At 41.0% G+C, this 12384-nt stretch carries 11 protein-coding genes and 1 pseudogene; 6 read left to right on the top strand and 6 right to left on the bottom strand.

Translation table 11 applies throughout. The annotated features are described in order from the left end of the window. Positions 1 to 156 precede the first annotated feature (156 nt). Entirely contained in the window at positions 157 to 753 is a 597-nt protein-coding gene (locus QZ942_RS06375; RefSeq protein WP_292993851.1) for a cytochrome P460 family protein, read from the top strand. A gap of 198 nt (positions 754 to 951) precedes the next feature. Here QZ942_RS06375 and gloB read toward each other — a convergent pair whose 3' ends face one another. Further along, complete coding sequence (gene gloB / locus QZ942_RS06370) at positions 952 to 1725, bottom strand: hydroxyacylglutathione hydrolase (RefSeq protein WP_292993850.1); 774 nt, start codon at positions 1723 to 1725, stop codon at positions 952 to 954. 88 nt (positions 1726 to 1813) lie between these two features. On the opposite strand from gloB, the gene QZ942_RS06365 reads away from it, so the two are divergent. From QZ942_RS06365 to dnaQ, 3 genes are read left to right on the top strand one after another with little or no spacing between them, the layout of a single operon-like run. Beyond that, positions 1814 to 2590 (top strand): methyltransferase domain-containing protein, encoded by a 777-nt coding sequence (locus tag QZ942_RS06365; protein ID WP_292993849.1) that lies wholly within the window; start codon positions 1814 to 1816, stop codon positions 2588 to 2590. A 1-nt stretch (position 2591) separates the two neighbouring features. Then, complete coding sequence (gene rnhA / locus QZ942_RS06360) at positions 2592 to 3053, top strand: ribonuclease HI (protein ID WP_292993848.1); 462 nt, start codon at positions 2592 to 2594, stop codon at positions 3051 to 3053. Between the two features lie 22 nt (positions 3054 to 3075). Next, a complete protein-coding gene (gene dnaQ, locus QZ942_RS06355; protein ID WP_292993847.1) occupies positions 3076 to 3813 on the top strand; it encodes a DNA polymerase III subunit epsilon in 738 nt (245 codons plus the stop codon). Between the two features lie 140 nt (positions 3814 to 3953). On the opposite strand, the gene cheZ is transcribed toward dnaQ, so the two are convergent. Next, positions 3954 to 4712 (bottom strand): protein phosphatase CheZ, encoded by a 759-nt coding sequence (cheZ, locus tag QZ942_RS06350; protein WP_292993846.1) that lies wholly within the window; start codon positions 4710 to 4712, stop codon positions 3954 to 3956. A 41-nt stretch (positions 4713 to 4753) separates the two neighbouring features. Next, entirely contained in the window at positions 4754 to 5155 is a 402-nt protein-coding gene (cheY, locus tag QZ942_RS06345; protein ID WP_292993845.1) for a chemotaxis response regulator CheY, read from the bottom strand. A gap of 563 nt (positions 5156 to 5718) precedes the next feature. On the opposite strand from cheY, the pseudogene QZ942_RS06340 reads away from it, so the two are divergent. Continuing rightward, positions 5719 to 6336: pseudogene (locus tag QZ942_RS06340) on the top strand (transposase). A gap of 3 nt (positions 6337 to 6339) precedes the next feature. Here the strand turns inward: QZ942_RS06340 and QZ942_RS06335 are convergent. Both QZ942_RS06335 and QZ942_RS06330 read right to left on the bottom strand, forming a co-directional pair. After that, positions 6340 to 6981, bottom strand: coding sequence for a response regulator transcription factor (locus tag QZ942_RS06335; RefSeq protein WP_292993844.1), 642 nt, complete (start codon positions 6979 to 6981; stop codon positions 6340 to 6342). Continuing rightward, positions 6950 to 8173, bottom strand: coding sequence for an ATP-binding protein (locus QZ942_RS06330; RefSeq protein ID WP_292993843.1), 1224 nt, complete (start codon positions 8171 to 8173; stop codon positions 6950 to 6952). Before QZ942_RS06330 ends, QZ942_RS06335 begins: the two co-directional genes overlap by 32 nt. Positions 8174 to 8423: 250 nt before the next feature. Between QZ942_RS06330 and QZ942_RS06325 the strand changes: the two genes are divergently transcribed. Then, positions 8424 to 10811 carry a DNA internalization-related competence protein ComEC/Rec2 gene (locus QZ942_RS06325; RefSeq protein ID WP_366836172.1) on the top strand — a complete coding sequence of 796 codons (2388 nt, stop codon included), beginning with the start codon at positions 8424 to 8426 and terminating at the stop codon, positions 10809 to 10811. A 51-nt stretch (positions 10812 to 10862) separates the two neighbouring features. On the opposite strand, the gene QZ942_RS06320 is transcribed toward QZ942_RS06325, so the two are convergent. Beyond that, a complete protein-coding gene (locus tag QZ942_RS06320) occupies positions 10863 to 12125 on the bottom strand; it encodes a HAMP domain-containing sensor histidine kinase (protein WP_292993841.1) in 1263 nt (420 codons plus the stop codon). Positions 12126 to 12384: the final 259 nt, after the last annotated feature.

Genomic DNA, 12384 nt, shown 5'->3' with positions numbered 1-12384 from the left:
TTTTAAGCCTAACTCTTTTCGAAAAAATACCTATCGATCAATTGGTTAAAAATACCGATGTGCAAATAACCATGTCGAACAATAATAACCAACTGAATCTATTCAATTAAATCTCCGGACACTTCTGTGTTTCTTTAACTATTTTAAGGGCTCATTATGTTACAGTTTAAAAAGATGTCATTAGGTGGTATTGCACCAGTATTGCTATCCATTGCACTGGCAAGCTCAGTAATGGCTTCCGATGCACATCATGCACACGGCAAAGACCATAATTTTGGTAGTTTCACTAAGGACAATTTGTTGCTTACTCCGAAAGATTACCGTGAATGGATTTTTGTGGGCGCACCGGTTACACCAAAAGATATGAATGATGGAAAACCTGCATTTCCTGAGTTTCATAATGTGTACATCGATCCAACAAGTTGGAATCATTGGAAGAAAACAGGTGAATTCCGTGATGGAACTGTTATCGTTAAAGAATTAACTAGCGTGGGTTCAAAAGAAGCCGCCAGCGGGAATGGGTATTTCCCAGGTGAATTTAACGGGATTGCTGCGATGGTGAAAGATTCCAAACGTTTTGCCGATAAACCTGGGAATTGGGCATTTTTTGGTTTTGAATCTTATGATGCCAAGCAAGGCATACTCCAAGCTGATGATGCATGTGCAGCTTGCCACAAAGCAAATGCTGCACAAGATATGGTCTTTACCCAATACTACCCAGTATTACGTGCTGCTAAACCAAGTAAAAAATAGATGGTTAATGGCTTAATTTGCCAGTAGTAAGCTTTCTGAGATCGGGCAATTTGGCGTACTAATTATCAATCTGAGTGCGCCGAATTGCTTACCGCACACACAAAGAATCTTTGTCGCTATTGACTCAGAAAACTTCCTTTTCAGCCTCTTATCTCGAATATCAACAAAATTTACTTCAAGCTTATTTCGAACTTTCTTTCAGAAGTTATTCTTCCATTCACGTAATACCGTGAAAACCTCTATAGGGCCTGGAAGTGATTTTTCAGAGTAATTCTGAGCGCTAGCAATAATTTCTCGTTGATCACAACGTATAAAAGGATTGATTTTTCTTTCTAGAATAAGCGTTGTAGGAATGGTTGGGATATTCCGATTTCGCAATTCTTGCGCCGCAATTTCAAACTCGATGAGTTTTGCATTTTTCGGATCGACAACTTTTGCAAACTGAATATTTCCTAAAGTGTATTCATGGGTACAGAAAATTAATGTATCGCTAGGTAGTTGCGAGAGTTTTTGTAACGATTGATACATCTGTTGTGCAGTGCCTTCAAATACTCGCCCACAGCCACAAGCAAAAAGTGTATCGCCGCAAAATACCATGTTGAATGGATTTGACCCATAATAGGCGATATGCCCGCGAGTGTGTCCGGGAGTGTCTATTATCATAAGATTGAGTGACATTTTTTCTAGATTGACTTGATCCCCCTCACGTAAGGGATGTGATACTGTTGCAATTGATTCATTGTGAGGTCCGTATACGGGAACATCGAATGATTGAAGTAACTCAGTATTACCCCCGGTATGATCGTGATGATGATGGGTAATTAGGATTGCACTTAATTGCAGTTTTTTAGAAAGAAGATACTCAATAACAGGAGATGCGATACCAGGATCGATAACGGCAGCATGAGTCTGATTGTGGATTACCCAGATATAATTATCGCTAAAAGCGTGAATCGGATGAACGTTTAGCATGTGATTTCCATGTATTATATTCTATATAGTTGATGTGCCTAAGCGATTTAGAAAGTATGCAATAAATTCAGGTGAGAATAATTAGATAATGAAATCTGAACAAAATGTTCAAAAATGGTTTGATTCATCTCTTGGTCAATATTTGATTGAGCACGAGCAACGTTATTTTGACCAAGTAGTTGTGAATATTTTTGGCTATAATGCTGTGCAGATAGGTTGGCCCCAATTTAATTTTTTACGTCTGAACAGAATGCCTTTGCATTTCTCTGTGGGACTTGAGAGTCAGGTTTCCTTGCGTGCTGCTGCTGATTATCTTCCGATTCAAAGTAGCAGCATGGATCTTGTGATTCTGCCACATATTCTTGAGTTTAATACCAATCCTCATCAAATTCTGCGTGAAGTGCACCGAATATTAATTCCTGAGGGTCATATTGTTATATCAGGTTTTAATCCCTTAAGCTTATGGGGAGTCTGCCATTATTTAAAATCAACACGTCATGAATTTCCCTGGAATGGGAATTTTATAGGGTTATCACGACTTAAAGATTGGTTGAAATTACTCGATTTCGAGATGGCGGGTGGCCGGTTAAGTTGTTATGCACCTCCATTTAAACAAGAAAGATGGCGTCGGAGATTTGGATTTATGGAAGCAGCAGGGGATCGTTGGTGGCCAATTTCAGGGGGAGTGTATTTCTTGCACGCGATTAAGCATATGCACGGTATGCGGATTATTAAACCTGGATGGAAAAATTGTCTTGATACCAAGAAAAGAATGGTACCGGCTACCCAAAAAATTAAAGAAATCTCTAACGATGAGCGACCACCAAACAACTTGAATCAGATCGATGATTTGAATCAACGATAAGATGATTTTGGAAGATTCAAAAGTTGTTGAGATTTATACGGATGGTGCGTGCAAAGGAAATCCTGGTGTTGGAGGCTGGGGAGCTTTGTTGCGATACGCAGGCCATGAGTGTGAAATTTTCGGTGGAGAGAAATTAACTACCAATAATCGTATGGAATTGCTTGCTGCAATACGTGCTTTAGAATCTTTAAAGCGTCCTTGTAAAGTACATTTACATACAGATTCGCAATATGTTCAGAAAGGTATCAGTCAATGGCTGGACTCGTGGAAATTACGTAATTGGCGAACATCCAATAGAAAACCTGTTAAAAATGAGGATCTTTGGAGATTGCTTGATTCCTTAGCGCAGCAACACGAGATTGAGTGGTGTTGGGTGCGCGGTCACTCGGGCCATGTTGATAATGATCGAGCCGATCAACTGGCTAACCGTGGAGTCGAAATGATTGCTTCCGAAAATTTCTGACTAGTTAGTTAAGGGCTTTACTATGCGTCAAATTGTGTTGGATACCGAAACAACAGGGTTGGAACATAAACTTGGACATCGTATTGTAGAAATAGCGGCAGTTGAGTTATGTAACAGGCAATTTACTGGTAATCATTTTCACTATTACCTTAATCCCGAACGGGAAAGTGATGAAGGAGCCTTGAAAGTCCATGGTCTAACGACCGAATTTCTTAAAGATAAACCCAGATTCCATGAAGTATCCAAAGAATTATTGAATTTTATTAGCGATGCCGAGCTTATTATCCATAATGCACCCTTCGATGTTGGGTTTCTCAATCATGAATTAGGTTTAGTCAATTTAGAAAAACTGGATAACTACTGTTTGTCGATAACCGATACATTGAAATTAGCGAAGGAGTTTCATCCCGGTAAGCGGAATAACCTGGATGCGCTGTGTGAACGTTACAATATAGACAATTCAAAGCGCACGCTGCATGGTGCATTACTGGATGCGGAATTATTAGCTGAAGTTTATCTGGCTATGACGCGCGGGCAAGAGAGCTTGCTTATCGAATTGGAATATGTTGAACCGATCCAGCTGGCTCTGAGTAAATTGGATAATGTCAACATAAGAATCATTGAAGCAACGGCTGAAGAATACGCACAACACTTGATGGTATTAGAAAATATTTCTCGTGAGAGTAATAATAACTGTTTGTGGAGTAGACCTGAAACCGAAAATCCTATTGATGCTAAGTCAAAGCATGGAGGAAATTAAAATTGATGGTCAAAACGAGTTTCAGTATCTTCTGTATGTATATTCAAGGGATGCCCTAGAGTTTTGCACGACATTGTCGTGCAAAACTCTAGCAAGAGGATACTGCTCTTAAATGAAAATAAACTGAAGTGGTGCACAATTTAAAACCCGAGGCTCGCAAGCAAGTCATCAACTTGGTCTTGATCGCATACAACATCAGTTCTTTTCTCTGGGTTAGTGACCGGTCCATTGAGAAGTCCTTCATCTACAGTGATGTTTTTCTTGGTGGGCACGTTTGCAAGTAATAAATCAAGGAGATCCTTTTCTAGACTCTGTACCATGTGCGTAACCTTTTTGATTACCTGGCCTGTCAGATCTTGAAAGTCTTGTGCCATCATGATTTCTAGCAATTGTGTATTCGTTGCATTAGTTTGCTCAGGAACCTTATCGAGGTACTGAAGTGTATCGATTAATAATGTTTTGAATTTTTCTGTATCTGGATTAGATTGATGCATCTCAAGAGCTTGTTTCCATTGTTCAGATAAATTAATTGCACCTGCAGAGAGTTTTTCTTGGATCGGCATTGCAATCTCGGTAGCATTAAGCGTGCGCTCAGCCGCTTGTTCAGTTTTGGTAGCAATATAGGTTAGCTTATCCTGTGCCTCAGGTGCTTCAGCTGCAAACGATTCCAGGCGTTTGTCATACCCGAGTTCACGTAAACTGTCGTGTAAGTTTCGGGTCAACTGCCCAATCTGATCAATAACTTTCTTATCAGTTGTTATTAATTCATTTTCATCAATTGCTTTTATAGCGGGTGTGGGTGACGTATCAGCTAATTGAATAGATTTTTTAGATTTCGAATTGGTTGTTTCTGGAGAAGCATCATCAGCTTTTGTTTTCATAAGACGTTTTGTATTCATTTTGGACTCGGTAGTTTGTTATGAAAAGAGATAATGTACGTTTAAACAGATGCTTTACTTTCCATATTCTGGAAAATTTTATTTAATTTCTCTTCAAGTGTCGCTGCGGTGAAAGGCTTTACGATATAGCCACTTGCTCCAGCTTGAGCTGCAGCTACGATATTCTCTTTTTTTGCTTCGGCAGTTACCATGAGTACGGGAATCTTTTTCAATGCCTCATTGGCGCGCACATTCTGAAGCATGGTCAATCCGTCCATATTGGGCATATTCCAATCCGACACAATAAAGTCAAAATCACCATCTTGTAGCTTACGAAGTGCAACTGCGCCATCTTCAGCTTCATCAACATTGACAAAACCAAGTTCTTTTAGAAGGTTGCGAACGATTCTACGCATAGTAGAGAAATCATCCACTACCAAGAATTTCATATTTTTGTCAGCCATTCTTTTCTCCGTATAAACTATATTTTTTGTATTGCCAGGATTGCTCTGATTTATGATTTGTTAAGCAGCTTGCTTTGTATGGTTCTCATCTTGCCGTTGTTTTTACGACAGCCGAGCATGAAAGTTTAGAATTAATCTTAAAAATATTCCAATAGTATGAAGAATGTAGCCTTAGATTAATATTTTTGGCTATGTCATCGTTAATTGTTGGTCACTGTAAATAAATACAAGTTATCATTGATAAACAAGTTATTAACTAAAAAACCAATAATTGATATTTTGCCTAAAATTCATTGGGTTACATGGACTCAACTAACTAACGATGACATGGTCATATTTTTTATTGCTGTAGAGCTTGTCTGTGTTACGGAAAGTTAGGGAGATTTATTAAGAAGATTTTATAAATATTTATTAACTCAAGTTTAGACATCCAGCATTAAAGAAGCGGTCATTAAGCAGAAGCAAAGTAGCGAAACGAGACGTAAAAATATTCATAAAATGAGAAGAAATCACTTGAATCGACTTGATATGATCTCCGGCTGCGTGAGTCAGAGTGAGCAGCAATCGGGATTGAAGCGGTTACGACCGACATGGGGCCAGCATACATTAGTGTGGTGCGGGCCAATATCCCAGATGCAACGCTAGTGTTCGATCACTTTCATATTATTAAGCTGTTCAATGAAAAGCTGACAAAACTGCGTCGTGATCTGCAACGAGAAGCAGAAAATGGGTTGGGCAAACCCGTTTTTAAGGGCATTCGCTGGCTATTGCTCAAGAACCCTGACAACCTGGATGACACGCGCAATGAGCCCTTGGTAACAGCCTATTACATGAAAGAAGAATTACGCAATATCTAGCATCATCCGGATAAAACCTCAGTTCAAAAGGCATTGGACGAATGGGTAAAAAAAGCCGCCGCTTCGGATATCAACATGCTCAAACAATTCTCTAAAACTATTGCGGCACACCGCTCAGGCATTCTGGCTTATTTCTATTTTAATGGTTTATCAAACGGGCCATTGGAAGGCACCAGCAACAAGCTCAAAACTTTGCACAAATGGCCTATGGTTCCAGAGATGTCGAATTCTTTAAACTCAAAATTATGGAGCTGCATGAAACCAATTATGTTCTTGTCGGTTGAAACTAAAAGTATGCACTTTTGCCGGATGAACCAAAAATAATACTTAAATGACATGTTGGCCAATTGCCATGCGGATGAGTTGTGTTGTATTCTGCAATTGCAGTTTACGCATCAGATTGACATGATGAACACCGACAGTTTTAGGGCTGATGGTCAGTTGTTCCGCAATTTGTGCACTGGAGTTTCCTTCTGCTATCAGTTTGAATATTTGAAATTCCCGGTTGGTAAGCCTATCTAAAGGATTATCACAAGTATCTTTAAGTGTTGTATTCACTGCTGTTGATGCAGCAAATTCTGACTCAATATATATTTCCCCTGAGTTGACTTGACGAACAGCCTGAATCATTTCTCCGATTCCGCTTTGTTTACTGATAAATCCAATCGCGCCCGCTTTTAATGAACGTTGCGCTATGGCTGCATTATTCAGCATACTGAAAACCAGAATACGTGCAGTAGGGTCTTGCGCTTTGATCCGGCGAATTGTTTCAAGTCCACCGATACCCGGCATATTTAAATCAAGAATTGTGACATTGGGCTGATGTTCTAAATACAGTTGATAGCCTATTTCACCATTTTCTGCTTCTGCTACCACACGCATATCGAGTGTGCTTTCAAGTAAGCGGCGATATCCGCTACGTACGACTGGATGATCATCAATCAGTAAAATGGAGATTGTTTTTTTCATTGCTTGCGTTCTCGATTGGTAGCCTAATATTAATTTCTGTACCTTCGTTGCGTGCACTACGTACTGAAAGCGTGCCGTCCATTGCAATGACGCGTTCACGCATACCCAATAGTCCTAATCCTATATATTTCTGATTGGTGTCGTAGCCTTTTCCGTTGTCTTCTATATTCAGTAGCAAGAAATCAACAGCAGAATTTTCAACAGTTTCTAGGCATAGGCTTATCTGTGCCCAGGTGGCTTCCGAGTGACTGCAGATATTATTGAGGCACTCCTGAATGAGGCGGAATACCGCTATATTTAATGGTTCACTAAGATTTGTAAGATCGCATTCCAGCCTGAATTCAAGGATAGTTTGGGGATGATGAGAACACCATTGTTTCTTGAGTTCGAATAGTGCTTCGGATAATCCGAGCGTATCCAGTAAAACGGGACGCAATTTATGAAGCTTGCTACGTATCACTTCATGCATTTGTTGGATACATTCCTTGATTGCTTGCGCACTGATGGAAATGATCGAGTCTTTTCCCGTGCTATTCAGAATTACTTCATTCTCAGCACGAATAGCGGTTAGCCATTGTCCCAGTTCATCATGCAGTTCGCAGGCAAGTATGCGTCGCTCCTTTTCCTGAATACGGAATAATTCTTTCATGAGTCGCCGGTTCTCATTCAATAGATCGCGATTGAGATTAACAGTTTTTTTAAGCTGACTGATGTCGGACATGATCATGAGGCATGTGCTGCTGTCGCACATAACTGTGCTTTCCAGACGGATAAAGTTTAATTGCTCATCAGCATTTTTAATCTTTAGGTCAATCGTGGTTTTGCCAGCAGTAGCGAAAATTTCTTGTAGATAGACGATAAAGGCTTGGTGGTCGATATCTGAGAAGCAAGCTGTAAATAGTTTCCCGATAAGAGATTCTCGTTCATTTCCCAGCAAAGCGGCGCCAGTCAGGTTAATGGACTGGATGTGTCCGGTTTTATCTACAGTCAAATAGCCTACGGGAGCATAATCATAGAGGTTTGCATAGCGGTTGTGAGATTCTTCCAATTGTTGCTGTGCCTCTCTAAGCTCCTGGTTTTGTGTTCCTAGCTCAGATTGGTAAATTTGTAGTTCGGTGAATAGTTCCAGTTTGCTACGCCTGATATCATCATCTTTTCTTCTCTGGGCATCATTCTGGTCATGCTGATTCATACGATTTCCTATGCGTTATTCATATAGCTGGAAGTTTTTATTCCTATCCGGATGACGTAATAATTGCAATACATCCGTTTAGATCGCTGCAATCCTATAGTATCAAATTATTGCAAATGATAACGTTATAATTTGATGATAAAAACTTTCGATGGGGCGTGTTGGAAATTTTAATGAGAGGATCAAGTGGCATGTCATACAGCGATCTAAAATCAAATTTACTTGACAAAGGAGTTCAGAAAATTTGTTAGTGCAATCAAATATTCTTGCTTTTGTTTTGGGTACCAGCTTGTTGCAGCAGCGAGCTGAATTACCAGAAATTGAGTGGGCGTGGAGTTTATTGCTGCTGGGAATCGCGATCGGATTGTTTCGCTACTGTCAATTGGTGATTCCGGTAACGATAAGCAGAATTGTGTTTTGGTTACTTTTTATGGGAATTGGTTTTTTCTGGGCCGCTGCGATGGCGCATTGGCGTCTGGCCGACTCATTACCTCACGAATGGGAACGTAAAGATATCCAGGTTATCGGTGTAGTGGCCAGTATGCCGCAAAAGGATGATCGCAGTATGCGTTTCCAGTTTGATATTGAGCGTGTGATCACGGAAGGTGCGATCGTACCCAAAAAGATTGCATTGTCCTGGTATAAAGATGGGCAAGCAGGTTTAGATCAGAAGGTGTTGCCAGTTATCAAAGCGGGAGAACGCTGGCAAGTAACGGTGCGTCTAAAACAACTACACGGCACTATGAATCCACATGGTTTCGACTATGAAGTGTGGGCATTGGAACGTAATATTCGAGCAACCGGATACGTGCGTTCATCAGCCGAAAATCAGCGCTTGCATCCGTTAGTTCAACGGCCAAACTATTGGATTGAACATATTCGTGAGGAAATCCAACAACGTTTTTCCGTGAGTCTAACCGATAAAATCTATGCCGGCGTATTAAAAACCCTGGCAACAGGTGATCAACATGCCATTCCTCGCGATCAGTGGCAAATGTTTACCCGTACTGGGACCAATCATCTGATGGCAATTTCAGGACTGCATATCACGATGATATCCAGCATGGTATTTGCATGCGTATTCTGGTTATGGCGTTGGAATACCTATTTCGCATTACGTTTACCAGCACGCCGCGCCGCTGTCATGGCTGGATTGGTAGTGGCTTTTAGCTATGCTGTGCTGTCTGGCTTTGCAATTCCCGCGCAGCGAGCATTCTGTATGTTGGCTGTGGTGGCGATCGCGTTATGGAGAGGGCATCATACATCTGCAACAAGGGTGCTGGCATGGGCGTTATTTTGGGTGGCATTGCTGGATCCTTGGGCAAGCATTGCGCCCGGTTTTTGGTTATCATTTGGCGCAATTACCATAATTATGCTGGTAACGGTAGGACGGATTGGTAAAGCTCACTGGTTACGTGATTGGTTGCGGATTCAATGGGCCATTACATTGGGACTCATTCCGCTATTGTTGGTTTTATTTCAGCAGTTGTCATTGGTGTCGCCAATTGCGAATGCCATCGCTATTCCGGTGGTGAGTCTGATAGTGGTACCACTTACATTACTGGCGACAATACCCATGTTTGATTTTATGTTGCTGCTAGCACATGACGTGTTAAGTATTGTCATGCAGTTACTGCAATTTTTGAGCAGTATGCCAAATGCGGTATGGCAGCAGCATGTGCCACCGATGTGGACAATAGCAGTGGCTATTGCTGGAGTCCTGTGGTTATTGCTGCCTGGAAGCTTTTGGCTGGGTTTTTTTGCCGGTTTCCCGGCACGCTGGCTGGGTGTGATTGCATTGCTGCCGGTTTTCCTAGCACAGCCACCTCAGCCCAAAGCCGGCGAATTATGGTTAACGGTTCTGGATGTTGGCCAGGGATTGGCAGTAGTGGCGCGCACCGAGCACCATGCACTGTTATTCGATACCGGTCCCGGCTATGGTGAAACAGATAGCGGTAGCCGCATTATTGTACCTTTTTTACGTGGGGAAGGTATTCGCCAGCTTGATATTTTAATCGTATCACATGCTGATTCGGATCATAGCGGTGGTGCTTTATCGGTACTGGAGGCGATACCTACTAAGAGGCTATTATCGTCTTTGCGCAGCCATCATCCAATACAGCAAGCTTCACCCCATAAAGAGCAGTGCCGAGCTGGTCAATTCTGGCAATGGGATGGCGTATATTTTGAATTGCTGCATCCATTGGAACAAGATTATGGAAATCCACATCGCACAATCAATGCAAATAGTTGTGTATTAAAAATTACATCAGATCATGGTAGTGTATTGCTTCCGGCTGATATTGAAGGAAAGGATGAGCAAGCATTACTCGCTCGCGTCAGTGACAAGCTTCCTGCAACAGTATTGGTTGCGCCGCATCATGGCAGTCATACTTCTTCGACCACTGCTTTTGTACAAAGAGTGAATCCTTCGCTGACAATATTCACCATGGGCTATCAGAATCGCTACGGTCATCCGCGTGAAACAGTGATGGCGCGCTATTACAATTCGGGAAGTCAATTGCTACGTAGTGATCGAGATGGCGCTATTGTACTTCGCTTTGCAGACGATGGGTGGTCTGTTGCTAGCTGGAGAAAACTACACCGCCGCTATTGGCAGCACAGCAGAGTTGAATAAATTTATCCTGCGTCAAGGACGCATCACTGATTTTAGTGCGGCTTGAGTTTTCTAATATTTATCAGGTGATTCGACATTACTAAATATCACAGTGAAAGTAGTACCCATTCCTGGTTCGCTGGTGACTTTGATTTTCAATTTATTATTTTCTGCTGCAATTCTCACGATAGACAAACCGATTCCGCTGGTTGCTTTGTTATGAAGAGCGGCTCTAGGTGAATAAAAATACTCATTAAATATATTCGGCAGATCTTTGTTATCAATCCCAATTCCATGATCGGTTATGGTGATTTCGGCACTTTGATTAGGCCGATTGACAGTTGATGTAATTTCAACGGATCCGCTATCATGAGAATAGGTAATCGCATTGGAAATAATATTTTCAAGAAGTATCCCAAGCTGATCAGGGATTACCTTACAAGTAAAGTTATCGATCGATAAATTGAGCGCAACGTTTTTAGAATTAGCAACGGGAGTTATTTTTTCAAGACATTTCTGAAGCGCGGTCTGAATATCAACAGACTCGAAAATAGCCGTGTCTAGACAAGTATCTTTTAGTCGTTCTAATCGGAGTAAATCAAGTATTAAGCCGGACATATTCTTTGCCCGAACATCCATTTGTTCAAGCGCTTTACTTACTTCAGGTGTCGTTTCTCCCAAATAGCCCTCGTTTATCAAATTTATTTTGCTACGAATTGCATCCAACGGGGATTTTAGTTGATGTGTGATCAGCAATGCATATTGATCTTTTTCTACTTGTGCCTGATTGATTTGTTTATAGGCATCAACTATATGGCGTTCATGGGCGCGAACGATTAAGGAAAGTCTCGATACAACATACCAGACGATAAGAAATAAGGCATCGAGAAAAAACATCCATACTATTGCGCCATCTCTACGTGAACTTTCAGAAAGAATATGATTGCTTATCAAAGTTGAAAGTGGCGATTGAATGATCAGAAAGTTATCAACAACGATAACTATCGTATCCATTAAACAGACTAATATGGTTACATATAGGCTTTCACGGGTAGAAAAAAAGATACAGGCCAGTGCAATATGTAGCACGTAGAAGAAGGAAATTGGTGTAGTAGTGCTACCAATATAATGAACGACAACGGATAGGCAGAACAGATCAATAATGATTTGCACCCACAAATTAACAGAGGGCGAGTTATATTTACTAGACTTACCATGATTTAGTGCGAAGATATAAGCGATATTAGCGACAACCAGCACGATAATGACGGCAATTGGCCATTTCTGCTGCTCACTGATACCTAGCTGCGCCAGTGCATCTGATGACGACAGCATCAGGATCTCGAAAAAAACTAGTGTGGCAATCAATGCCCAACGAAAGGTAATAAACCAGCGGATATTACTAATTAAAACATCGTCACTGAGTTTTAGTTTCTCACCTAATAATTCAAGCGATATATTTTGGCTCAGAAGTGTCCGGAGATTTAATTGAATAGATTCAGTTGGTTATTATTGTTCGACATGGTTATTTGCACATCGGTATTTTTAACCAATTGATCGATAGGTATTTTTTCGAAAAGAGTTAGGCTTAAAA

It is taken from the genome of Nitrosomonas sp. (assembly GCF_021731985.1).
Taxonomy (GTDB): domain Bacteria; phylum Pseudomonadota; class Gammaproteobacteria; order Burkholderiales; family Nitrosomonadaceae; genus Nitrosomonas.
Note: the sequence above shows the minus strand (reverse complement) of the source record. Positions and strands in the feature narration are given on the sequence as shown.

Excerpts from the sequence above, each read along its gene's own strand:
- QZ942_RS06375 (WP_292993851.1), top strand. The coding sequence starts at position 157 with ATGTTACAGTTTAAAAAGATGTCATTAGGTGGTATTGCACCAGTATTG.
- gloB (WP_292993850.1), bottom strand. The coding sequence starts at position 1,725 with ATGCTAAACGTTCATCCGATTCACGCTTTTAGCGATAATTATATCTGG.
- QZ942_RS06365 (WP_292993849.1), top strand. The coding sequence starts at position 1,814 with ATGAAATCTGAACAAAATGTTCAAAAATGGTTTGATTCATCTCTTGGT.
- rnhA (WP_292993848.1), top strand. The coding sequence starts at position 2,592 with ATGATTTTGGAAGATTCAAAAGTTGTTGAGATTTATACGGATGGTGCG.
- dnaQ (WP_292993847.1), top strand. The coding sequence starts at position 3,076 with ATGCGTCAAATTGTGTTGGATACCGAAACAACAGGGTTGGAACATAAA.
- cheZ (WP_292993846.1), bottom strand. The coding sequence starts at position 4,712 with ATGAATACAAAACGTCTTATGAAAACAAAAGCTGATGATGCTTCTCCA.
- cheY (WP_292993845.1), bottom strand. The coding sequence starts at position 5,155 with ATGGCTGACAAAAATATGAAATTCTTGGTAGTGGATGATTTCTCTACT.
- QZ942_RS06335 (WP_292993844.1), bottom strand. The coding sequence starts at position 6,981 with ATGAAAAAAACAATCTCCATTTTACTGATTGATGATCATCCAGTCGTA.
- QZ942_RS06330 (WP_292993843.1), bottom strand. The coding sequence starts at position 8,173 with ATGAATCAGCATGACCAGAATGATGCCCAGAGAAGAAAAGATGATGAT.
- QZ942_RS06320 (WP_292993841.1), bottom strand. The coding sequence starts at position 12,125 with ATGCTGTCGTCATCAGATGCACTGGCGCAGCTAGGTATCAGTGAGCAG.